Source organism: Candidatus Poriferisocius sp., assembly GCF_965219775.1.
Lineage (GTDB): Bacteria > Actinomycetota > Acidimicrobiia > Acidimicrobiales > Bin134 > Poriferisocius.
This window is the reverse complement of record NZ_OZ244793.1, coordinates 2,169,165-2,191,527: the sequence shown is the minus strand read 5'-3', so window position 1 is coordinate 2,191,527 and position 22,363 is coordinate 2,169,165. Positions and strand designations below refer to the sequence as shown.

Genomic DNA, 22,363 nt, shown 5'->3' with positions numbered 1-22,363 from the left:
CAATGGCCCTGGCGACAACGGGGCGGGCCGAGGCAGTCACCTACAGTGTCGATCAAGTGCTGCCGTTCGATCCCATTGGCGAGGCCCGGCGAAACTGGGAGCTCAACGACTGGCGGGCCACCGATGCCATGTCGGCGGCCACCTCCATCACCCGGGCCAACCAGCTCGTGATGGCCCGGATCAACGAGGCCCTGGCGCCCTTCGACCTGACCTTCTCCCGCTTCGAGGCGCTGGCGCTGCTGCACTTCACCCGTCGGGGTTCCCTGCCGCTGGGCAAGATGGGCGATCGGTTGATGGTCCACCCCACCAGCGTCACCAACGCCATCGACCGCCTGGAGCGCGACGAGCTCGTTCGCCGGGTGCCCCACGCCGACGACCGCCGCACCGTTCTGGCCGAGATCACCGACGAGGGTCGCCGGGTGGTGGCCAAGGCGGCCGATGCGCTGGCCGACATCGAGTTCGGACTGGCCGGGTTGTCGGCCGAAACCCTCCGCGCCCTGGACGATGCCATCTTCACCCTGCGCCACGACGCCGGCGACTTCGCCGACGAGGAGTCCCGATGACCGACCTCGACATTCGCCCGCTGACCTCCGACATCGGCGCGGAGATCCACGGGGTGGATCTGCGTGAGGACCTCGACGACGCCACGGTGGCCGCCATCCGCCAGGCCCTGCTCGACCATCTGGTGGTGTTCTTCCGCGACCAGCCCATCACCCCCGACCAGCACCTGGCCTTCGCCCGGCGGTTCGGCCCCATCAACGTGGCCCCCTTCGGACCCAAGCTGGACACCCACCCGGCCATCACCGTGCTTGACCAGATCGCCCCGGTGGGGGGCTTGGCCGCCCGCTGGCACAGCGACAACACCTACATGCCCAACCCGCCGCTGGGCTCGGTGCTGCGGGCGGTGGAGCTGCCCGACGTGGGGGGCGACACCTGCTTCGCCAACATGTACAAGGCCTACGAGGAGCTGTCGGCCCCGGTGCGGGGGCTGGTGGACGGGCTGGAGGCGGCCCACGACCTCACCTACACCCTGAACCGGGCCATCAACGAGGGATTGGCCCGGGAGCACCTCGACAGCATGCAGGCCCAGTACCCGGAGCTGGTCCGACCGGTGGTGCGGGTCCACCCCGAGACCGGGCGGCGGGCGCTGTTCGTCAACAGCAACTTCACCACCCGCCTGGTGGGGCTGAGCGAGGCCGAGAACGAGGTGTTGCTGCCGTTCCTGTTGAACCACGTGCGCTCACCGGAGTTCCAGTGCCGCTTCCGCTGGACCCCCGACTCCATCGCCTTCTGGGACAATCGGGCCGTCCAGCACTTCGCCGTGCCCGACTACACCCAACGCCGCCTCATGCACCGGGTGACCATCGACGAATAGGGCCGCCGGGCAGGGGTCCAGGCCGTAGCCGCTTGTCGGGGAGGAACCCGGGGCTCAGACGGTGAAGGCCCCGTCGATGTCCAGCTTTTGGCCGCTGATGTAGTTGGCGGCGTCGGAGGCGAGGAAGCAGGTGGCCTCGGCGATGTCGACGGCCTTGCCGAAGCGGCCCAGGGGGATGTTCTGTCGGGCCACCTCCAGAGCCCGGTCGTCGAGGTCACCGTCGGCCATGAGCCGGGCGGCCATGCCGTCCTCCAACATGCCCGGTCCCACGCAATTGGCCCGCACCCCGAAGCGACCCTCTTCCACGGCGACGGCCCGCATGAGCGACTCCACCGCCCCCTTGGGGATCGACGACAGGGCGTCGCGCTTGGGGAACACGGTGGTGGCCGCAGTGGTGACGTACACGATGTTGCCTGCGGTGGTTCGGAGGTGGGGGAGCACGGCGGTGGTGAGGTTGAACGCACCGATCACATCGGCCTCGATTTGGCGGGCGAACAGGGCGGCGTCGGTCTGGGAAACGTACATCTGGGGCACATGGGGGCCGGCCGCGCTGACCACGGTGTGCAGTCCGCCCAGGCGTTCGGCGGCCTCGTCGGCCACCGCCACCATGGCCTCGGGATCCTCCAGCGCCGGGTTGGCCAGGTGGGCGGCCACCCCGGCGGCCCGCACCGCCTCGGCCACTTCTTCGGCGGCGGCGTGGTTCGACCGGTAGGTGAGCATCACCGGGCTGCCCCGCTGGGCCAACAGCACACAGATGGCCGCCCCGATCCCCCCGCTGCCCCCGGTCACCAACGCCCCGCCGACCCGATCCGAGAAATCACCCATGGCCGCCAACCCTAGGTTTTCCCAACCTCACCCCACCCATCGGGCCAAACCCAGCCACCCCGCCCCCATCGGGGACCGTTAGTTCCAGTCCACGTCCAGGGGGAGGTGATGGTGGCGGCGGACGAAGATGCTGTTCTCCCATTGAGGGGGGTCGTCGTCGGCCAGGGTGAACCAGTCCGTCTCTTGGAGCAGCCGTTCGATCGAGCACAAGCTCTCCAAGCGGGCCAACGGGGCGCCCACACAGTGATGGATGCCCCGGCCGAAGGCCAGGTGGCTGCGGGCAATGGGGCGGTTGAGCACCACCTCATCGGGGCGGTCGAACTCGGCAGGGTCGCGATTGGCGGAGGACCACAGGAGGAACACGGTGGTTCCGGCCTTCAGGGCGACGCCACCGAGTTCGCAGTCGCGCTTGGTCTGGCGGTAGTGGCCCCGAAACGGGGATTCCAGCCGGACGGCTTCTTCCAGGAAGTTGGGGATCAGGCCGTGATCCGACCGGACCTGTTCCTGCAGTGGGGGGTTGGCGGCCAGCATCCGTACGGCGTTGCCGATCAGCGAGGCGGTGGATTCCCCGCCTGCGCCGAGCAGCACCGTGAGGGTGCCGATGGCGTCGCCCACGGCCAAGTCGCCGTCGGCCACCGCCTGGGCGCACACCCCGAGCAGGTCGTTGCCCGGTGCGTCCCCGGCCTCCACCAGCTTGGCCCAGAGGTAGGCGCCCGCCTCCTGGGCTTCCTCGCTGATCGAGGCAATGGTCTCGGCCTTGAGGAGGCCGGCCAACAGCAAGCCGCCGTGCAGCGCCCACTTCATGACCAGGGGCCAATCCTGGTCGGGCAATCCGATCAGCCGGGCAATGACACGGGCGGGCACCGGATGAGCCACGGAATTGACCCATTCCACCCTGCGGCCCTGGGATCGTGCGGCTGCCAGTTGTTCGTCCACAAAGGACTCGATTTCGGCGCGCATGGCCTCCATGCGCCGGGACACCAACTCGGGGAACACCACCCGTCGATGGGTGGTGTGCTCAGGCGGATCGGCCGTGGCCAGGGTGGTGGTGCCCTCGCCGAATTGGTCGGTGCGCAGGAGGGCGGGGCTGCCGTCGTCGCCGGTGATCACGAGCACATCGAGGTGGTTGGAGAAGTCGTCAATCCGGCGAAGAGCGTCCAAGACCAGCTCGTGCGTGGCCACGAACGCCAGGTCGAGCCCGGGCACGAGCCATACGGGGTGCTCCCGCCGCAGCCGATCGAAGAACGGGTAGGGGTCGGCCCACACGTCCGCATCCACGACCGTCCCCGCCTCCAAGGCAACAGGGTGCGCCGCAGGGTCCATGCCCAATACTGACACGCCCAGCCCAATCGCTCCGGCCCGCTTCGGCTGGTGGGGGGTGGATTTGGGAGAGTAGGGGCGTGACCGGGTTTTTCTATGAGGCCGATGCTGATTTGGCCGCGGTGGATGGTCAGCGGGTGGCGGTGGTGGGGTACGGCAACCAGGGCCGGCCGTGGGCGCTGAACCTGCGGGACTCGGGGCTGGCGGTGTCGGTCCACGTGCGGGCCGACGAGAGCCGCGACCAGGCCATCGCCGACGGGTTCGACGCCGGGGACATCGCCGACGCCTCGGCCGCCGACATCATCTGCGTGCTGGTGCCCGATGACGCCATTGCCGGGCTCGGCCTGGCGCCCCGCCCCGAGGCCCTCACCATCGTGGCCAGCGGCTACACCCTGGCCTTCGACCGCTTCACCCCCGACGGCGACATCGCCATGGTGGCCCCCCGGATGCTGGGCCCCGAGGTGCGGCGTTGCTACGAGGAAGGCGTGGGTTTCATCACCGCGGTGGGCGTGCATCGGGACACCACCGGCACCGCCCAGGCCCGAATGCTGGCGGTGGCCCGGGCCATCGGCGGGCTGCGCCAGGGGGCCATCGCCATGACCCCCCACCAGGAGGCGGTGCTGGACCTCGCCGTGGAACAGCTTCTGTCCCCGGCGTTGACCCACGTGAACGCCGCCTTTGCCCTGGTGATGCTGGAACTGGGCATCCCCCTGGAGGCCGTCACCACCGAGCTGTTCTACTCCGGCGAGGTGGAGCGCAACTACCGGCTGTTGCGGGAGGAGGGATTCGTGGCCCAGCTCGATCACCACTCTCCGGCCAGCCAGTACGGCCAGCTCTCCCGGCGGGGCCGCTACGACCACCTGGACGTGGGGGCCACCATGCGGGAGTTGGTGGACGACATCGCCTCGGGGCGTTTCGCCGACGAATGGGATGCCGAGTCGGCCGCCGGCGCCCCCAGGCTGGCCGAGCTGCGAGAAGAGCACGCCGGGGAGCTGATGAAGGCCATTGAGCAGGATCTGCGAGCCAAATTGGGGCCCAACGCCGGTCGAGCCCCCGGGGGGTGAGCACGTCATCGCCGTGGGTTGACCGGCGCCGACGATTCCAGGATCGGCCCAACTACCGGTGGTTGGTGCTGGGGCTCACCATGGTGGGCATCGCCTCCACCAGCTTCCCGGTGACCGTGCTGTCGGCGGCGCTGCCCGTGATCGCCAACGATCTCGGCACCTCGGAGAGCGCGGTGAGCTGGGTGCAGACGGCCCCGCTGATCGCCATGGCGGTGGGCACCCCCATCGCGGGCAAGGTCGGCGACCTGTACGGCCATCGCCGCCTGTACCTGTGGGGGTACGGGATGGCCACCGGCTTTGCCGTGTTGACCGGTCTGTCGTGGAACGTGGGCTCGCTGGTGGCCATGCGCACCCTGGGCCAGTTCATCGGGGCGGCCACACTCCCGACGTCCATGGCCATCATCATGACGGTGTTCGCCCGCCGGGAGCGGGCGCTGGCCCTGGGTTACTGGACGGCGGTGACCGCCATATCCCCGGCCTTCGGGGTGGTCTTCGGCGGCCTCCTGGTGGACGCCGTCGGTTGGCGGACCATCTTCTTCGTCCAGTCGGTGCCCGCGCTGGTGGCCCTGTTGGCCGCCATACCGCTGTTGCCCGGCACCCCCCGCAAGCCCGCCGTCCACTTCGACCTCGTCGGCGCCTTCAGCCTGGGGGTGGCGGTGACCGGCCTGCTGCTGGCCATCAACCGGGGCCCGGCCTGGGGCTGGGACCACCCGCTGGTGATGGTGGCCCTGGTGGCCGGCCCGGTGTCGTTGCTGGTCTTCTTCGACGTGGAGCGTCGCACCCCCGAACCGCTGTTCCCGTTGGAGTTCCTGGCCCGACGGGGGTTCGCCATTCCCACCCTGGTTTTGTTCTTGGGCTACATGGCCTACATGGGCACCCTGGTGGTGGCCCCCTTCATGTTGGAGCGCTCGTTCGGGATCGAGGAGGTGAGCCGCATTTCCTTTGCGCTCATCGCCCGGCCGGTGGGATACAGCGTGGGCGCGTGGTTCGGGGGCCTGGTGGAGTCCCGCTACGGCGGCCGAACCATGATGGTGACCGGGACCATGGTCATGTCGGTGGCGTTGGCCGCCACCGGGCTGCTGGCGGTGGCCGACTGGCTGGCCGGGTTGATCGTGATCCTGTTCATCACCGGGGTGGGCCAGGGCACCGTGCGTCCCGCCGCGGTGGCCACCATGGCCAACTCGGTGGACGACGCCGACCTCGGCGCGGCCACCGGGTCGATGCAGATGGTGGGCAACATCGGGTCGGCCGCCGGCATCACCATCATGATCACGCTGCTCGGTGCCGCCGAGTCGGCCGAGCGGTTCTTGGCGATCTACCTGCTGGCCGCGGTCATCGGCGTGCTGTCGGCGCTGGTGGCCCTGTTGTCGCCGGATCTGCGGGCCTCACCGGGCCGTTCGTAGGGAGACAGCCGGACCTGCGGGCCTCACCGGGCCGTTCGTAGGGTGACAGCCGGACCTGCGGTCCTCACCGGGCCGTTTGTGGGGTGACAGCGGTGCCGTCGGCGGGGCCGGGCCCTCAGCTCAACGGGGGCAGGTCCCCGAAGTCGATGGTGAAGGGCAGATCGGGCTCGGGCTCGTCGTCTTCCTGCTGGATCTCCACCCGGGTCTTCTCCGGCTCGAGGATCTCCCCCAACGCCACCATGGCCGCCCCCAACGCCGAGCCCGCCGAGGTGCCGGTGGCCTTGCGCATGATCCCCTCGGGGGGCTGGTAGTCGCGGGGATCGGACCACTGGTACTCCAGATCCTCGCCGTTCTCGTGTTCGGGCACCGCTTCAACTCCTGGCTAAGCGGTGGCCGCTTCGGGGAGGGCCCCGCTGAGGATCTCGTAGGTCACCCGCTCGGCCTTGAACCGGGCCCGCCCGCCGGTGAGCGACCGCAGCTCGATGGCGTAACGCACCAGCTCGGCCTCGGGCACGATGGCGTGGATCACCTGCTCCCCCCACGGTCCGGCGTCGGTGCCCTGCACCTGGCCCCGGCGCGACGACAGGTCGCCCATCACGTCGCCCTGGTACTCGGGGGCGACGGTGATCTCCACCTGGGCCATGGGTTCCAGCACCACCGGGTTGGCCTGGGCGAAGGCCGCGCTGAACGCCAGCTTCCCGGCCATGTTGAAGCTGAACTCCGAGGAGTCCACCGAGTGGTGCTTGCCGTCGTACACCGTGGCCCTCACGTCCACGATGGGGAAGCCCAATTCCCCGCCATCGGCCATGGCGTCGCGAATGCCCGCCTCCACCGCGGGAATGTACTGCCGGGGAATGGAGCCGCCGGTCACCGCGTCCACGAACTCGAAGCCGCTGCCTCGGGGCATGGGCTCGATCCGCACGTAGGCCACCCCGAACTGCCCGTGGCCGCCCGACTGCTTCTTGTGCTTGCCCTCGGCGTCGCCGTTGCCGGTGACCGTCTGGCGGTAGGGAACCCGCAGGTCCTCGGTCTCCACCTCGATGCCCATGCGGTCCAGGCGGGCGATGGCCAGCCGCAGATGGGCCTCGCCCAGACCCCACAGCAGGGTCTGGCGGGTCTCCTCGCTGCGCTCCAGGCGCAGGGACGGATCCTCGTCGGTGAGCCGGCGCAGCCCGGTGCCGAGTTTGTCCTCGGCGGCCCGGGTCTTGGGCACCAGGCCGTAGGCCAGCACCCCCTCGGGCCAGGCGTCGAGCTGCACCTCGGCCCGGCCCGCGTTGGTGAGGGTGTCGCCGGTGCGGGTCTGCTGCAGTTTGGTCACCCCGCCGATGTCGCCGGCGGCGATGGCATCCACGTCGGTCTGCTTGCCGCCCACCAGGCTGACCAGGCCCCGCAGCCGCTCGCTGTTGCCGGTGGCGGCGTTGGTGAGGTTGTCGTCCCGGTTGATGGTGCCCGACAACACCCGGAACAACGAGATCTGGCCCACGTAGTCGTCGCTGATGGTCTTGAACACCACGGCGAGCTGATCGCCGTCGGGGTCGCAGGCCGGTTCGGTGTCGATGTCGCTCATGGTGACCGTCATCCGCCGACCGGTGGGCGACGGCCCGATCTCGGCCAGGAAGTTGGCCAGCCGGTCCACCGCGATGGGCCCGGTGGCCGAGCCGCACACCACCGGGAACACCGACCCGTCGGCCACGCCGAGCCCCAAAACCGCCTCCAACTCGGACGGGGTGGGGATGTTGCCCTCCAGGTACTGCTCCAGCATGTCGTCGTCGGCCACGACGATGCCCTCCACCAACTGCTCGCGGACCTCGGACTCCTGCTCCTCCATGTCACCGGGAATGGCGGCTTCCTCGGCCGATCCGCTGTCGTAGATGTAGGCCTTGTTGGTGAGCAGGTCGGCGATGCCGTGGAACTCGGGGCCTTCGCCGATGGGCAGCTCCAAGGGGGCCACCCCGGCGCCGAAGGCGTCCTGTAGTTCGGTGAGCACGTTCTCGAAGCTGGCGTGCTCCCGGTCGAGCTTGTTCACGAACACCATGCGGGGCAGCCCGGCGTCGGCCGCCTGACGCCAGATGGCGGTGGCCCGGTGGTCGACCCCGCTGGAGGCGTCGATCACGAACACCAACAGGTCGGCCACCTGCAGGGCGGCGTGCAGCTCGGCGGCGAAATCGGGGGCACCGGGGGTGTCGATCAGGTTGATCTTGTGGTCGTGCCACTCGAAGCTGGCCAAGGCCAGCGACTGGGTGTGGCCGGCGTCGCGCTCCTCGGGGCTGAAGTCGCACACGGTGGTGCCTTCTTCCACCCGGCCGGTGCGGTCGATGATGCCGGCCCGGTAGAGCAGCGCCTCGGCCAGTGTGGTCTTTCCCGAACCCTGCGACCCCACCAGCGCGACGTTGCGGATCTTCTCCGGTGCGACAGCCATCAATGTCCCCCTCTGGATTCTGGGTGTGTGCGCAGCAGGAGCCGAGCCTACCGCCAACCGGAGGCGGGCACGAAAGGGGGCGACTGGCTCAGTGCCCGGCGGCGCTCAGCAGCTCGCGCATCCGCTTGGGCGGGAGGTGCTGTTCGGTGATGTCGATGCCCAGGTGGCGCACGGCGTCGGCCACCGCGTTGGTGATGGCCGCCGGGGCGCCGATGAGCCCGCCCTCGCCCACCCCGCGCCAGTCGGCGTCGTGGAGGGGCTCCGCGTGCAGGTGTTCCACCTCGATCACGGGGATTTCGGCGGCCGAGGGCACCAGATAGTCGGCCAGCGTGCTGGTGAGCAGGTTGGCGTGGTCGTCGTAGTGGTGGCGCTCGTACAGCACCGCGGCGATGCCCTGGGCCACCCCGCCCAGGATCTGCCCGTCCACGATGGCCGGGTGGATCATCTCGCCGCAGTCCTCCACCACCACGTAGCGGTCGATGCCGATCTCGCCGGTCTCGGCGTCGATGTCCACCCAGCAGCAGTGGGTGGCCGACGCCCAGCCGCCCGGCGGCGTGCGGTACTCCACGGTGACCTCCATGGACTGGTCCATGCCCTCGGGCAGCGACGACGGGGCGAACCAGGCCTGCTGGGCGACGGCGGTCAGCGGCACGGACCGGCCGGGGGTGCCCCGCACCGCAATGGTGCCGTCGGCGATCTCCAGGTCGGCCGGGTTGGCCTCCAGCGCCTCGGCGGCGATGGCCAGCACCTTCTCCTTGATGCGGGCGGTGGCCGCCCGGGCCGAACCGGCGCCCATCATCGAGGATCGGCTGCCCCCGGTGCCCAGCACGGTGAACGGGGTGGCGTCGGTGTCGCTGAAGACGACCCGCACCCGGTCGAGGCCCACGCCCAACTCGTCGGCGGCCACCTGGGCGATGGTGGTCTCGTGGCCCTGGCCGTGGGGAGACTGACTGCTGGCGACGGTCAGCTCACCGGTGGGCTCCAGCCGGGCCGAGGCCAGCTCGCCGCGCAGGTCGAACCCGGCTGACTGGGCGAAGTCGGGCGGGCCGGGGGCGATCTCGATGAAGGTGGCGAACCCCAACCCGAGCAACCGCCCGTGGGCTCGGGCGGCGGCCTGTCGGGCGGCGAAGCCGTCGAGGTCCATGATCTCTGCCGCCCGGTCCAGGGTCTGGCGGGCGGTGATGCCCGACACGGTGGGCCCGGTGATCATGCGGGTGGGCTGGTCCTGGTGGATGAGGTTGCGGCGGCGGATCTCCACCCGGTCGACCGACAGCTCGGCGGCGATCTCGTCGAGCATCCGCTCCCGCACCCAGGTCTCCGCCGCCCACGGCCCCCGGTAGGCGATGTAGCTGGCCTTGTTGGTGGCCACCACCCGGCCCGAGAAGGCGTAGGCCTCCAGGCGGTAGGCGTTGGGGATCAGCATCTTCACCAGGTTGCAGAACAGGGTGGACGGGTAGGGGGGCATGGGGTAGGCCCCCTGGTCCATGGTCATGTCAGCCCGGATGCCGAGCAGCGTGCCGTCGCCCGTCACCGCCACCTCGACGGTCAGGTCCTCCTCCCGAGCGTGGCCCGCCATCTGGAGGTTCTCGGTGCGGTCCTCGGTCCACTGCACGGTGCCGCCCACCAGCACGGCGGCGGCCGCGGTGGCGATGTCCTCCCGGCCCATCTGGCCCTTGGAGCCGAACGCCCCGCCGATGTCGCCCGCCCGTACCCGGATGTTGCCGAATGCGATGCCCAGCAGATTGGCCAGGTTGAGCTTCACCGCGTGGGGCCGTTTGGTGGCCGAGTCGATGAGCAGCGTGCCGTCGGCGGGGGAGTACGACGCCACCATCACCCGGCCCTCCAGGGGGGCGTGACCGAAACGGTGCTGGTGGAAAGTGCGGGTGAACACGTGGTCGGCCCGGGCGAAGGTGTCGTCGATGTCGGCGCCCCACGACTGGGCCGTCTCGTACACCACGTTGGTGCCGAGGTCGTCGAACAGCAGCGGGGCGCCGTCGGCCAGCGCCTCGGCCATGGTGGCCACCGCGGGCCGGGGCCGGTAGTCCACCTCCACCGCGGCCGCGCCGTCGGCGGCGGCCTGGCGGGTGCGGGCCACCACCACGGCGAGCGGCTCGCCCACCGTTCGCACCCGGTCGGTGGCCAGCACGGTGAACGGGGTCACGGCCAACTCGGGGGGACCGGCGATGGTGATGGGGGCCACCACCCCTTCGAGGTGCTCGGCGGTGAAGACGGCCACCACGCCGGGGGTGGCCTCGGCGGCGGCGGTGTCGAGGCCGGTGATGTCGGCGTGGCCCAGTTGGCTGCGGGCGAAGGCCACGTGCAGCAGGTCGGGGTGGCGGATGTTGCCGGTGAAGCGTCCTTCGCCCCGCAGCAGGCGTGGCCCCTCCACCCGGTCGACGCTCTGGCCGGTCAATCGCGCTGCCATGGTGTGTCAGTCTCGCGGATGGGCCGGGGCTCAGCAGGCACCGGTGGTCCTGGCCGGTGGCCTGGCCGGTCTCGCCGAATGGGGCCGTGGGCGTGGCGGCCTCTCGGGCCGGGGCCGTGGGAGTGGGCCTCACGGGTCGGGGCCGTGGGAGTGGCCATAGGCGTGGCGGCTTCCACCTCCTACACTGGGGCCATGGGATTGTTCGGACTCGACAAAGCGATGATGGTGGATGCCGCCGATGCGTTGGCCGGCCGCGACGTGGAGATGCCGGTACCGGAGCACCACTTCGTGAACGGCAACCCGCTGAAGCCGCCGTTCCCCGAGTCCATGGCGCAGATCATGGTGGGGATGGGCTGCTTTTGGGGGGCCGAGCGGGTGTTCTGGACGGCCCCCGGGGTGTTCACCACCGCGGTGGGCTATGCCGCCGGCTTCACGCCGAATCCCACCTACCAGGAGGTGTGTACGGGGCGTACCGGCCACAACGAGGTGGTGCTGGCCGTGTTCGACCCGGCGGTTGTGGGCTACGAGCAGATGCTGGCGCTGTTCTGGGAGAACCACGACCCCACCCAGGGGATGCGCCAGGGCAACGACGTGGGTACCCAGTACCGGTCGGGCATCTATTGCTTCGACGACGCCCAGCTCGTCGCCGCCGAGGCATCCCGGGACCGCTTCGGCGCCCGGCTGCGCGAGGCGGGCTACGGCGACATCACCACCGAGATCATCGCCGCCCCCACCTTCTACTACGCCGAGGACTACCACCAGCAGTACCTGGCCAAGGTGCCCAACGGCTACTGCGGACTCGGCGGCACCGGGGTGAGCTGCCCGGTGGGCGTGGCCGGTTAGCGGCCTGCCCTCCGACGGAGTCCCGCCCCCCAACGGAGCAGCAAAGATGAAGTTCGGGTTGTTCTACGAGCACCAATTGCCCCGCCCCTGGCGGGCGGGCGACGAGCAGCGGCTGCTGCTGGACGCCCTCGACCAGGTGGAGCTGGCCGACCAGTTGGGGTTCGACTACGCCTGGGAGGTGGAGCACCACTTCTTGGAGGAGTACTCCCATTCGTCGGCCCCCGAGGTGTTCTTGGCCGCGGCCAGCCAGCGCACCGAGCGCATCCGCCTCGGCCACGGCATCGTGCAGATGCCCCCGGCCTACAACCACCCGGCCCGGGTGGCCGAGCGCATCGCCACTTTGGACCTCATCTCCGGCGGCCGGGTGGACTTCGGCACCGGGGAGTCGTCGGCGGCGGTGGAGCTGGGCGGGTTCGGCATCGACCACGCCGACAAGCGCCCGGCCTGGGCCGAGGCCACCGAACAGTGCTGCAACATGATGGTGATGGACCCCTATCCGGGGTTCGAGGGCCGCTACTTCTCCATGCCGTGTCGCAACGTGGTGCCCAAGCCGGCCCAAAAGCCCCACCCCCCGCTGTGGGTGGCCTGCTCCAACAAGGACACCATCAAGCTGGCCGCCCGCCTCGGCATGGGGGCGCTGTCGTTCGCCTTCCTCGATCCCGACGAGGCGGCCCAGTGGGTGGAGGACTACTACCGCATCCTGGCCACCGAGTGCGTGCCCATCGGCCACACCGTCAACCCCAACATCGCCATGGTGGTGGGCCTGTCGGTGCATCCCGACCAGGCCGAGGCCGAGCGCCGGGGCTTGGAGGGGTTCCGGTTCTTCGGCCACGGGCTCCTGCACTACTACGTGGGCGGACGGCACCAGCCGGGGCGAACCGACGTGTGGGCCGACTTCCAGCGCACCAAGGAAGAGTTCGACATGCTGGGGGGAACACTGGGCATCGGCACCCCCGATCTGGTGGCCAAGCAACTCCAGGGGTACGCCGAGGCCGGGGTCGACCAGGTGATGTTCGTGCAGCAGTCGGGGCGGGCCACCCACGAGCACATCTGCGATTCGATGCGACTGTTCGCCGCCGAGGTGATGCCCGCGCTGAAGGAGGGTGAGGACGAGCGGGAGGCGGCCAAGGCCGAGCGGCTGGCCCCCGCCGTGGCGGCGGCCCTGGCCCGGCGCACGCCCCTGGCCCCGCTGTCCGACGACGAGATACCCGCCGTCGGTGCCTTGGGGGCCACCTGATCGGGGGCTCGGTGGGCCGCTGCGTCAGGTGGCCGGGGTGAGGTAGGCGGCGAACACCCACCCGGTTTGGTTGTTGGTGCGGATCTGCACCCAGGTGCCGCTGGTGGGCGACTCCACCACCTGGCCGGTCAGGGTCACGGTGGAACCCAGGTTGGCCGTGCCCAGAATCTGGTGGCCGGTGGCCGGGCCGGCCCGGATGTTGAGGGCCGAGGGCACGTCAAACACCTGCCACTGGGAGTCGGGGGGATAGCGGTCGTCGATTTCCAACTCCACGGTCACCACTGTTTCGGGCATGGGCTCCTCGGTGGGAGTGGGGGTTTCGGTGGCGGTGGGGTCCGGGGTGGATTCCTCCGATTCGATGGTGACCCAGTCGAATCCCCAGGACGACACGACGCCCGCCAAGGAGAGGCCGACGATGGCCAAGGCGGCCACCACCACGCAGCAGACGATCGCCCGGACGCCCATCGAATCCGGCGGGGCTACCGAGCCTGCCAGTCGGGGGTGCGGCCCTCGGCCCGGGCGGTCATGCCCTCGGTGGCGTCCTCGGTTGCGCCGGCCACCAGGCGCATGGTCTCCCCGAAGCGCACGGCCTCCACCCACGATATGTTCCGGGTGCGCACGGCCACCTCTTTGGTGGCCCGCACGGCCAAAGGCGCCGAGGCCACCAATCGTTCGGCCAGGGCGTGGGCCTCGGCCATGAGGTCGTCGTGGGGGACCACCCGCCACACCAGGCCCATCTGCTTGGCCCGCTCGGCGTCCACCCGCTCGCCGGTGAGCAAGAGTTCCATGGCGTCGGCCCACGCCACCCGCCGGGGCAGGGTGATGGCTCCCACGATGGTGGGGACGCCCAGGCGGACCTCGGGGAAACCGAAGGTGGCCCGATCACTGGCGATGAGGAAGTCGCAGGCCAACGCCGCGGTGAACCCGTAGCCCAGGCAGTGCCCGTTCACTGCGGCGATCACGGGCTTGAACAGCTCCAGGCCCGACTCGAAGGAGTTGATGGTGGGCTTCTCCCAGAAGGTGCCCTCGAAGGTGCCCACCGATCCGGCGCCGTCGGCCATGTCGGCCCCGGCGCAGAACGCCCGACCGGCTCCGGTGAGGATACCCACCCAGGCGTCGTCGTCGCCCAGGAACCGGTCCCACGCGGCATTCAGTTCCTGCCGCAACCGCCCGTTCACGGCGTTCAGCACCTCCGGCCGGTTGTAGGTGATGGTGGCCACGTGACCAGTTCGCTCGTACAACACCGTCTCACCCACCACGATCACCTCCCCATCTCAACCCGCACACCCGACACCGTCGCCAACCATCACCACCCCAGGCTACAGCGACCTCACAGACGTGCCACGGCGGACGCAGATACCTCCAGGCAGCAACTCGCCTACTGCTCGGAGATCTGGATCAGCATTATTCGTCAACGCAACATGGTCTCGCAATAGTTCCACCCTACCCAACACCTTCACGTCAAGCACCCACCAATAGCCATCGGGTCCTTTCAGCCACAGCGTAAGAATTCTCCTGGCCAGGTTCCAGAGTTGATCCATAAGGTGTCACAGTATTTGCCACCAGGCATTAGCGTTCCTCCTGAGACTCTTGCATCATCCTTTACATGCGAGTCTCCATACACCCTTGAACCTCCCCATACTCTTGCACTGTCATAGACTCTTGCATTACCATAGACTCTTGTATCCTTCAATTCACTACTCTCTTCTGGGCAGGCATTGATATCAATTGTCCATGCTGCCTCTCCAACAGATTGGTTGCCTTCCAAATTGTTGTCCACCGATAACACCCTACTAATGGTCTCCGGGGGAGCCAGCCACTTGTTTTCGAAGCAGGGAGAGTTGGTCCAAAGTATCCTGGCAGGATCCTCAAGGCTAAAGACTGGCATACGTATTTCATCTCCCTTATCCCCAAGCGGCACAACATGTCGATCTCCAGACAACTGGAATAGTCTCGCGCTACCGTACAGTTGAGCTTGATCATACATTTTGCTCTTGCCGAACATCTGGGCGTGCTCGTAGACCCTGGCTTGGTCTCTGATCTCTGCTTCGCCGTACACCTTGGCCCGCTCGAACACCCAGGCTTGGTCGGAGACGGCTGCGTCGTCGAAAACGTGCGCTCCGGTGCCGCTCAGCCCTGCTCGTTGCCGGACCGGCTGCGTCCCCAACTCGCTCCACCCCTGGACCCAGGCGACCATCCGTGCCGCCCTCGCACCCTTCCCGGCACCCGCCCAGGCGGACAGCGAGAACACCCTGGGCACGCTGCCGCACACCACTGCTTCACCCTCGACCACCGCCTGCCCATACACCCATGCCTCGGAGCACACCACAGCCGCGTCGAGGGTCCGGGCACCGTCTGATACCTGGGCCCCGCCGAAGACCTTGGCTCTGTCCGACACCTGGGCTTGGTCCCGGACCACCGCCCCGTCGGATACCTCCGCGAACTCGGTGACCAGGGCATCATCCTCCACTCGGGCACCGTCGAACACCTTGGCGTCGCCACCCACCCACGCCGAGCCCGCCGCACTGAGGTTCTCTTCCCCCTCCACCCAACCGCCAAGATCACCCTCCCCGGCCACCAGCACCGGCTGCCCGTCCACCACCACGGTGATGTCCCGCAACGCCCGGACCCTATTCAGCCCGCCGCTACCCCCCGCCGGGTCCGCCACCAGGCAGAACTTGTCGTTTCCCGGCGAGAGGACACACGACGCCACCTCCCCACCACCCGACCCTCCACACCCCGCGGCCACCAGCACCAGCGCGGTCAACACCCCCAGCCCCCGCCGCAGCAACGCCCTCACATGGCCACGATACATCCGGACCTCAAACCACCCGAAGCCTCCGCCCACTCCCCACAGTCGCCGCATGGAACGGAGATCCTCATTCATCACTGCAGCCGTCTCCCGAACACTCAAGCTGCACCTGCTGCCTTCTGGTACTCGCCAACAGGTAACTTCCCACTTGAGAGTACCCAAGACTGCTTGATGTCAACAGCAGTTGTCACCTACCCATACATTGATCGGCTGAACTGTTTATCAGCCTGTTAGTCCAGAAATCATCGCATACACGACTGACCACGATGGATCCTCCTGATACCCAGCCCTCGGTCCTTGCATGGCCAAAGATAGCGGATTGTCCCCACACCCTTGCTTGACCGAATACCCTGGCCCTGTCCGTGACACGTGTTGCTTGCTGGTCCACGTTAGGATTACTTTGATCTCCAGATTCCATTGAGCCCTCCTTTTCCTCTACACTAGGAACCCCATAGTTCTCCAACTTGTGCTGAATTCCTTCGATTGGAAGTGCCCAGAACTCTCCAGAAGCGCGGGAGTCGGTCCACCACATTCTTGCAACGTCATTTGGGGCGAATATCGGGCGGAAGTGGTTCTCTCCACCTTCCGACTCCCTCGACACATATTCTGAGTCAGCTCTGGAGAACACGAGTGCTCTCCCATACACGGAAGCCTGGTCGGATATCTTGCTGTAATCGAATACCTGGGCGTCCTCGTACACCCTGGCTTGGTCCGTGATTTCCGCTTCGCCGTATACCTTGGCCCGCTCGAACACCCAGGCTTGGTCGGAGACGGCTGCGTAGCCGAAGACATGCGCTCCGGTTCCGGTCAGCCCTGCTCGTTGCCGGACCGGCTGCGTCCCCAACTCGCTCCACCCCTGGACCCAGGCGACCATCCTTGCGGCACTAGCGCCTTCTCCGGCACCTGCCCAGGTGGATTGCGAGAACGCCCTGGGCACGCTGCCGCACACCACTGCTTCACCCTCGACCACCGCCTGCTCGTACACCCTTGCCTCGGAGCACACCACCGCGGCGTCCACAACCGCAGCACCGTCTGATACCTGGGCCCTGCCGAAGACCTTGGCTCTGCCCGACACCTGGGCTTGATCCCGGACCACCGCCCCATCGGACACCTCCGCGAAGTCCGTGACCAGGGCATCTCCCTCCACGCGGGCACGGTCGAACACCTTGGCGTCGCCCCCCACCCACGCCGAGCCCTCGGCACTGAGGTTGTCTTCGCCCTCTACCCAACCACCAATCTCACCCTGTGCGGCCACCAGCACCGGTTGGCCGTCGACCAGCACGGTGATGTCCCGCAACGCCCGGACCCGCTTGAGGCCGCCACCACCCCCCTCTGGATACGCCACCAGGCAGTACTTGTCGTTCCCCGGCGAGGGCACACACGACGCCATCTCCCCACCACCCGACCCCCCACACCCCGCGGCCACCAGCACCACCGCGGTCAACACCCCCAGCAGCCGCCGCAGCAACGCCCTCACATGGCCACGATACATCCGAGCCTCAAACCACCGGAAGCCTCCGCCCACCTCCCATCGCGCCTTCCATAGAACTTCCCCAGCCGTTCATCGCAGCAGTCGCTCCCCAAGTTTTGCGCTTCATATGTCAGCCTGGCCTCGCCAGCAATCTCATTGATCCGAGGGGAACTGCGCGGCTATTGGCCGTCGCATCAACCACGACCCGAGCTTGATGACCAGCCATCACAACACTCGAACACACAGGTTGCCCTAGTCGCCAGCTTGAATCCAAGGACCCAGTGCAATGGTTCTTCTTCATCACTGAAGTCCATCACTACCCTAACAGCACCTTGGTCAGGCACTTGTACCTTCCTATTGTGTTACGCTTGCTCGCCTCACCTATCGAAGCACTGGGCCTCATGAAATACCCCAAGATTGGACACTCCAAAAGGCAACAATACAGGAATCAAACAGGTACCAGCAGAGACATAACTGAATGACAGCCCTCCCCCATGAGCACACTCCTCCTTTGCGCCAGCACGTTGAGAGTTCAACCATGTATTGTTGCATCTTCTTCCTCCTACCTCTGACCCACCAGAGATCCTAGCGAACTGCATCACGCTGGCATTCTGAGAAATCTGTGAACCACCCCAGACAAGCGCATTGCCATACACAAGAGCATTGTCATACACCCTAGTTGCCGGGGCCACTATCCCTGCAGACTCTACGATCCGGTCCTCCAAATGTTTGGACTCAGCCTCTTCGCGGGGCCCACTTCTACCTGTTCCTGTCTCCCCATAAGTGTCAGCAATGTTATCTGTAGCAAGTTCCCATCCATATTTGCTGTTCTTGGAATTTGTCCACAAGAATAGAGCTGGATCATCTTTCAGAAACACATTCTCGAAAATGTAGTCGTCTTCCACTGTTTGAGCGACAATATGTTGGGATGAAGCGGCACCAAAGACTCTAGCAGAACCAAATACCTGGGCATTCCCAGACACGTGTGCATCATCAAAGATCTGTGCACCTCCATGAACACGCGCACCTTCAGTGACTATTGCTTGTCCAAAAACTCTGCTTCTCTCCAGCACTTGCCCTCGATCAGATATCATTGCATTGCCTAGTACGGCTGGAACATCATCAACGTTCAATAATGTTGGTAGTGAACGCACACCAATCTCTGACCAACCTTCCAACCATGAACCCAACCTCAAGTGTGCTGGCTGATAGGACCCCTTGGAATCTTTTTGCCGAAAGGAAGAAGCAAATGCGCTCGGTACATGTCCACACACCAGAGCATTGTCAACAATTGTTGCATTCTCCAAGATCATTGCACCCGAGCACACCACAGCAGCGTTCCCGACCTGGGCTTCGTCGGACACCCGTGCGTCGCCGAAGACTCTGGCTCTGCCCGACACCTGGGCTTGGTCCCGGACCACCGCCCCGTCGGATACCTCCGCGAACTCGGTGACCAGGGCATCATCCTCAACTCGGGCACCGTCGAACACCTTGGCGTCGCCACCCACCCACGCCGAGCCCGCGGCACTGAGGTTGTCTTCGCCCTCTACCCAACCACCAACCTCACCCTGTGCGGCCACCAGCACCGCCTGCCCGTCGACCAGCACGGTGATGTCCCGCAATGCCCGCACCCGCTTCAGCCCGCCCCCACCCCCCGCTGGGTCCGCCACGAGGCAGTACTTGTCGTTTCCCGGCGAGGGCACACACGACGCCGCTTCCCCGCCACCCGACCCCCCACACCCTGCGGCCACCAGCACCACCGCGATCAACACCCCCAGCCCCCGCCGCCGCGGTGTTTGGTGCTCAACGGGTCGGTCGGGGCGACCCTCTCTAGTTGGAGGGTGCATTCTGCAACAGTCCCGTCCGTCAGAGCCTGCCTGGGTCTGCGGACTTCAAGCCGTGCGGATGGAGCGCATCATCAACACGCCGCCGGCCAGCGCGACCGGAGGTCCGGGAACAACAACGCTATTGGTGGACACCGTGGGCACCACCACCGTCGCGGAGATCACCACGATCGTGACCGCCGCCACCTGGGCCAACACCAGCGACCCGTGTACCGCCCTCGGTGAAGCATCAATTCTGGCCGCCCACCCCAGACACAACAAACCCAACACCGCAGCACCCATCACCGGGATGCCGATCATCACGCCGGTGTGCAACCCATTCGACCCATCAGCCGCGAACCCCAACGGTGGAGCCGTCCACAACAACAACCCGCACGACACCACCACCACCAACGCACCCGACACCGCCGGCCCGACACTCGCCTCCAACGCCACCCGACGCACCACCCTAGCGTCCGGGGCCAACAATCTGACGGCGACAATCACCAACCCCGCCACAACAAACCCCGGACCCGCACCCATCGTCCCCAGCGAATACACATTCGCCGCCAAGTCCAACATCGGATCAGTGCTGCTCGACCACTTCGCGAACAACGCGATCCACACCGACACCCCCCCAGCAGCCCCCAACAACAACCCCCACGTCACCCCCAACGACCACCGGCGCCCCAACAAACACAACGCCACCACCATCACCATCAAATCCACCCCGGCCACCACCACCGCGCCCCCGGTGGCCTGAGGGAACGAACCGAACACCCCGTCCCCCCGCACCCAAGAGAACAACGAACCCACAAACATCACCACCGCACCAACCACCACCCACGGCTCCCACGGCCCACCACCCTCACCCAACCAAACAACCCTCGACACCGCCGACGCCCCCTCCGACGACGGGCCCTCACCGGAGGCCGAGCCGGCCCCAGAATCAACCCCAGAACCGCGGTTCGCAACATCGTCACCCATCACAACCTCCCCTAAGAAAGTGGCCTGAAGCCTTCCACAGCCACCCAACCCCCGCAACCACCCCAACCGACCGGCAGACCCGCTCAATCCCCCTTGTGTCACCGCGGCGTGGTAGTACAGAGGGCACAACACCGCCAGGTGAACGAGGCCACGGGGGAGGAGCAGCCATGGACGGCAAGAAGATTCTGATCACGGGGTGTGCGGGGCAGATTGCGCTGCCCATGACCCGTCATTTCGCCCGGAACAACGAGGTGTGGGGCCTGGCCCGGTTCAGCCAGCCCGACTCCCGGGAGCTGGTGGAGCAGGCCGGGGCCATCCCCCACGCCGCCGACCTGGCCTCGGGCGACCTCAACGGGCTGCCCGACGACTTCGACTACGTGATCCACATGGCCGCCTACATGGCCGGCTCCCCCGACTACGACTTTGCCCTGACCCAGAACGCCGAGGCCACCGGCCTGTTGATGGCCCACTGCCGCAACGCCAGCGGCTTCCTCCATGCGGCCACCGCCGCCTCCTACAAGAACAACCCCGACCCCCACCACCCCTACGCCGAGACCGACCCGTTGGGCGACAGCGAGCAGCCCTACTCGGAGACCTACGCGGTGTCGAAGCTGGCCGCCGAGGCGGTGGCCCGCACCATGAGCCGGCTCTACGAGTTGCCCACGGTGATCGGGCGCATCAACGTGGCCTACGGCCGCAACGGGGGTCTGCCCGCCATCTTGTTGGCCATGATGATGAACGGCATGCCGGTCGCTCTCAAGGACTCGGCCCCCAACGTGTTCGCCCCGGTCCACGAGGACGACATGTGCGCCCACGCCGAGGCCTTCCTGGAGGCGGCCACCGTGCCCGCCACCGTCGTGAACTGGGGCGGCGACCAGAACGTGAGCATCGAGGACATGTGCCGACGCATGGGGGAGCAGATGGGGGTGACCCCCGAGTTCGAGTACTTCCCGGTGGGCTTCCACAGCCGGGCGTTCGACAGCACCAAGCGCCAGTCCATCACCGGGCCGTGTGCGGTGTCGTGGGAGCAGGGCATCGACGACATGGTGGCGGCCTACGATCCCGACGTCGGGGCCAAGATGATCGCCCGGCTCATGGGCGAGGCCTAGGCCACCCCCGACGATCCGAGACGAGGAGCAGGCCATGCCCAACCACCCCACCCGCGACGACATCAACTTCCTGGACGGCTACTGGTACCAGCACGAGCCCCACGAGACGTGGACGTGGATGCGGGAGAACGCCCCCGTCTACTACGACGCCAACAGCGACGTGTGGGGCATCTCCCGCTACCACGACATCCTGGAGGTGGAGAAGGACCCCAAGACGTTCTCCTCGTGGCGGAGCCCCCGGCCCCACGGCAACCCCCTGCCGATGATGATCTCGATGGACGACCCCATGCACAAGCAGCGTCGCAAGCTGGTGAACCGGGGCTTCACACCCAAGCGGGTGCGGGATCGAACCGCCGAGGTGACCGCCATCTGCGACGAGATCATCGACAAGGTGTGCGAGCGGGGGGAGTGCGATTTCGTGTGGGACATCGCCGCCCCCCTGCCGCTGATCCTCATCGGCGACATGCTGGGCTTTCCCCGGGAGCACTACGACGACCTGCTGCAGTGGTCCGACGACATGATCAGGGCCACCACCGACACCGATCCGGTGGCCGCCGAGAAGGGGATGCTGGCGGGCATGGCCTTCCGGGAGTTCCAGCTCGACGTGATCGCCGATCGCCGGTCTCGGTCCCCGGAGGCCGACCTGGTGAGCGTGCTGTGCCACGCCGAGGTGGACGGCGAGCGGTTGGACGACGAGTCGTTGGTGCAGGAGACGTTGCTCATCTTGATCGGGGGCGACGAGACCACCCGCCACGTGATCAGCGGCGGGATGTTGGCCCTGCTGGAGCACCCCGACCAGCGGGCCCTGCTCAACCAGCGGTCCGCGGACGACGCATGGATGGAGCGGGCGGTGGAGGAGATGCTCCGGTGGGTGACCCCCATCAAGAACATGTCCCGCAGTGCCACCCGGGACGTGGAGTTCCACGGCGAGACCATCGGCGAGGGCGACCAGATCATCGTGTTCTACCCGTCGGCCAACCGCGACGAGGCCGTGTTCGACCGCCCGTTCACCTTCGACCTGGAGCGCGAGCCCAACCACCACCTGGCCTTCGGCTGGGGCACCCACTTCTGCTTGGGGTCGTCGCTGGCCCGGCTGGAGTTGAAGATCATGTTCCAGCGTCTGGCCGAGCGGCTGCCCGACATCGAGTTGGCCAACGACGAGCCGCTGCCGTTCCGGGCGTCCAACTTCATCGTCGGCCCCGAGGGGATGCCGGTGACGTTCACACCCAGCGCCCCGGTGGGGGCTTGAC

Annotated in this window: 19 protein-coding genes; 9 read left to right on the top strand and 10 right to left on the bottom strand. The window is 67.3% G+C overall.

Going from position 1 to position 22,363, the window contains the following annotated elements; genetic code table 11:
• Window positions 1-2: 2 nt before the first annotated feature.
• Window positions 3-563 carry a MarR family transcriptional regulator gene (locus tag ACOQPQ_RS09725; RefSeq protein WP_420639243.1) on the top strand — a complete coding sequence of 187 codons (561 nt, stop codon included), beginning with the start codon at window positions 3-5 and terminating at the stop codon, window positions 561-563.
• Window positions 560-1,375 (top strand): TauD/TfdA dioxygenase family protein, encoded by an 816-nt coding sequence (locus ACOQPQ_RS09720; protein WP_420639242.1) that lies wholly within the window; start codon window positions 560-562, stop codon window positions 1,373-1,375. Before ACOQPQ_RS09725 ends, ACOQPQ_RS09720 begins: the two co-directional genes overlap by 4 nt.
• Before the next feature lie 54 nt (window positions 1,376-1,429).
• Here the strand turns inward: ACOQPQ_RS09720 and ACOQPQ_RS09715 are convergent, their stop codons facing one another.
• Both ACOQPQ_RS09715 and ACOQPQ_RS09710 read right to left on the bottom strand, forming a co-directional pair.
• The gene (locus tag ACOQPQ_RS09715; protein WP_420639241.1) at window positions 1,430-2,200 is read right to left on the bottom strand and encodes an SDR family NAD(P)-dependent oxidoreductase; all 771 of its coding nucleotides are present in this window, start codon (window positions 2,198-2,200) and stop codon (window positions 1,430-1,432) included.
• Between the two features lie 78 nt (window positions 2,201-2,278).
• The gene (locus ACOQPQ_RS09710) at window positions 2,279-3,478 is read right to left on the bottom strand and encodes a cytochrome P450 (RefSeq protein WP_420639240.1); all 1,200 of its coding nucleotides are present in this window, start codon (window positions 3,476-3,478) and stop codon (window positions 2,279-2,281) included.
• A gap of 122 nt (window positions 3,479-3,600) precedes the next feature.
• Between ACOQPQ_RS09710 and ACOQPQ_RS09705 the strand changes: the two genes are divergently transcribed.
• Together ACOQPQ_RS09705 and ACOQPQ_RS09700 are read left to right on the top strand one after the other, a co-directional pair.
• Window positions 3,601-4,584 carry an NAD(P)-binding domain-containing protein gene (locus tag ACOQPQ_RS09705; protein WP_420639239.1) on the top strand — a complete coding sequence of 328 codons (984 nt, stop codon included), beginning with the start codon at window positions 3,601-3,603 and terminating at the stop codon, window positions 4,582-4,584.
• Window positions 4,581-5,987, top strand: coding sequence for an MFS transporter (locus tag ACOQPQ_RS09700; RefSeq protein WP_420639238.1), 1,407 nt, complete (start codon window positions 4,581-4,583; stop codon window positions 5,985-5,987). Before ACOQPQ_RS09705 ends, ACOQPQ_RS09700 begins: the two co-directional genes overlap by 4 nt.
• Window positions 5,988-6,102: 115 nt before the next feature.
• On the opposite strand, the gene ACOQPQ_RS09695 is transcribed toward ACOQPQ_RS09700, so the two are convergent.
• The 3 genes from ACOQPQ_RS09695 to ACOQPQ_RS09685 all read right to left on the bottom strand — a co-directional run bounded on the left by ACOQPQ_RS09695 (window position 6,103) and on the right by ACOQPQ_RS09685 (window position 10,831).
• A complete protein-coding gene (locus ACOQPQ_RS09695) occupies window positions 6,103-6,354 on the bottom strand; it encodes a hypothetical protein (RefSeq protein WP_420639237.1) in 252 nt (83 codons plus the stop codon).
• A gap of 15 nt (window positions 6,355-6,369) precedes the next feature.
• Window positions 6,370-8,406: an elongation factor G gene (gene fusA / locus ACOQPQ_RS09690; RefSeq protein WP_420639236.1), complete on the bottom strand. Its 2,037-nt coding sequence runs from the start codon at window positions 8,404-8,406 to the stop codon at window positions 6,370-6,372.
• An 88-nt stretch (window positions 8,407-8,494) separates the two neighbouring features.
• A complete protein-coding gene (locus ACOQPQ_RS09685; RefSeq protein ID WP_420639235.1) occupies window positions 8,495-10,831 on the bottom strand; it encodes a xanthine dehydrogenase family protein molybdopterin-binding subunit in 2,337 nt (778 codons plus the stop codon).
• Window positions 10,832-11,023: 192 nt separating this feature from the next.
• On the opposite strand from ACOQPQ_RS09685, the gene msrA reads away from it, so the two are divergent.
• Both msrA and ACOQPQ_RS09675 read left to right on the top strand, forming a co-directional pair.
• Window positions 11,024-11,674 (top strand): peptide-methionine (S)-S-oxide reductase MsrA, encoded by a 651-nt coding sequence (gene msrA, locus ACOQPQ_RS09680; RefSeq protein ID WP_420639234.1) that lies wholly within the window; start codon window positions 11,024-11,026, stop codon window positions 11,672-11,674.
• 46 nt (window positions 11,675-11,720) lie between these two features.
• Entirely contained in the window at window positions 11,721-12,911 is a 1,191-nt protein-coding gene (locus ACOQPQ_RS09675; RefSeq protein ID WP_420639233.1) for an LLM class flavin-dependent oxidoreductase, read from the top strand.
• Between the two features lie 24 nt (window positions 12,912-12,935).
• Here ACOQPQ_RS09675 and ACOQPQ_RS09670 read toward each other — a convergent pair whose 3' ends face one another.
• From ACOQPQ_RS09670 to ACOQPQ_RS09650, 5 genes are all read right to left on the bottom strand, one after another.
• On the bottom strand, window positions 12,936-13,376 hold the full coding sequence (locus tag ACOQPQ_RS09670; RefSeq protein WP_420639232.1) for an SH3 domain-containing protein: 441 nt from the start codon (window positions 13,374-13,376) through the stop codon (window positions 12,936-12,938).
• Between the two features lie 14 nt (window positions 13,377-13,390).
• Entirely contained in the window at window positions 13,391-14,167 is a 777-nt protein-coding gene (locus ACOQPQ_RS09665; RefSeq protein WP_420640388.1) for an enoyl-CoA hydratase/isomerase family protein, read from the bottom strand.
• Between the two features lie 236 nt (window positions 14,168-14,403).
• Entirely contained in the window at window positions 14,404-15,711 is a 1,308-nt protein-coding gene (locus tag ACOQPQ_RS09660) for a hypothetical protein (protein ID WP_420639231.1), read from the bottom strand.
• Between the two features lie 199 nt (window positions 15,712-15,910).
• Window positions 15,911-17,200, bottom strand: coding sequence for a hypothetical protein (locus ACOQPQ_RS09655; RefSeq protein WP_420639230.1), 1,290 nt, complete (start codon window positions 17,198-17,200; stop codon window positions 15,911-15,913).
• 371 nt (window positions 17,201-17,571) lie between these two features.
• Complete coding sequence (locus ACOQPQ_RS09650) at window positions 17,572-18,825, bottom strand: hypothetical protein (protein ID WP_420639229.1); 1,254 nt, start codon at window positions 18,823-18,825, stop codon at window positions 17,572-17,574.
• A 274-nt stretch (window positions 18,826-19,099) separates the two neighbouring features.
• Between ACOQPQ_RS09650 and ACOQPQ_RS09645 the strand changes: the two genes are divergently transcribed.
• From ACOQPQ_RS09645 to ACOQPQ_RS09635, 3 genes are all read left to right on the top strand, one after another.
• Window positions 19,100-19,780, top strand: a complete 681-nt coding sequence (locus tag ACOQPQ_RS09645; RefSeq protein ID WP_420639228.1) for a hypothetical protein — start codon at window positions 19,100-19,102, stop codon at window positions 19,778-19,780.
• A gap of 391 nt (window positions 19,781-20,171) precedes the next feature.
• The gene (locus ACOQPQ_RS09640; RefSeq protein ID WP_420639227.1) at window positions 20,172-21,113 is read left to right on the top strand and encodes an NAD-dependent epimerase/dehydratase family protein; all 942 of its coding nucleotides are present in this window, start codon (window positions 20,172-20,174) and stop codon (window positions 21,111-21,113) included.
• Between the two features lie 34 nt (window positions 21,114-21,147).
• Window positions 21,148-22,362: a cytochrome P450 gene (locus tag ACOQPQ_RS09635; RefSeq protein ID WP_420639226.1), complete on the top strand. Its 1,215-nt coding sequence runs from the start codon at window positions 21,148-21,150 to the stop codon at window positions 22,360-22,362.
• The last annotated feature ends 1 nt before the right edge of the window (window position 22,363 follow it).

Bases quoted from the DNA above. Each gene is read 5' to 3' on its own strand.
- ACOQPQ_RS09725 (WP_420639243.1), top strand. From the start codon at position 3: ATGGCCCTGGCGACAACGGGGCGGGCCGAGGCAGTCACCTACAGTGTC.
- ACOQPQ_RS09720 (WP_420639242.1), top strand. From the start codon at position 560: ATGACCGACCTCGACATTCGCCCGCTGACCTCCGACATCGGCGCGGAG.
- ACOQPQ_RS09715 (WP_420639241.1), bottom strand. From the start codon at position 2,200: ATGGGTGATTTCTCGGATCGGGTCGGCGGGGCGTTGGTGACCGGGGGC.
- fusA (WP_420639236.1), bottom strand. From the start codon at position 8,406: ATGGCTGTCGCACCGGAGAAGATCCGCAACGTCGCGCTGGTGGGGTCG.
- ACOQPQ_RS09685 (WP_420639235.1), bottom strand. From the start codon at position 10,831: ATGGCAGCGCGATTGACCGGCCAGAGCGTCGACCGGGTGGAGGGGCCA.
- msrA (WP_420639234.1), top strand. From the start codon at position 11,024: ATGGGATTGTTCGGACTCGACAAAGCGATGATGGTGGATGCCGCCGAT.
- ACOQPQ_RS09675 (WP_420639233.1), top strand. From the start codon at position 11,721: ATGAAGTTCGGGTTGTTCTACGAGCACCAATTGCCCCGCCCCTGGCGG.
- ACOQPQ_RS09670 (WP_420639232.1), bottom strand. From the start codon at position 13,376: ATGGGCGTCCGGGCGATCGTCTGCTGCGTGGTGGTGGCCGCCTTGGCC.
- ACOQPQ_RS09645 (WP_420639228.1), top strand. From the start codon at position 19,100: ATGGAGCGCATCATCAACACGCCGCCGGCCAGCGCGACCGGAGGTCCG.
- ACOQPQ_RS09640 (WP_420639227.1), top strand. From the start codon at position 20,172: ATGGACGGCAAGAAGATTCTGATCACGGGGTGTGCGGGGCAGATTGCG.
- ACOQPQ_RS09635 (WP_420639226.1), top strand. From the start codon at position 21,148: ATGCCCAACCACCCCACCCGCGACGACATCAACTTCCTGGACGGCTAC.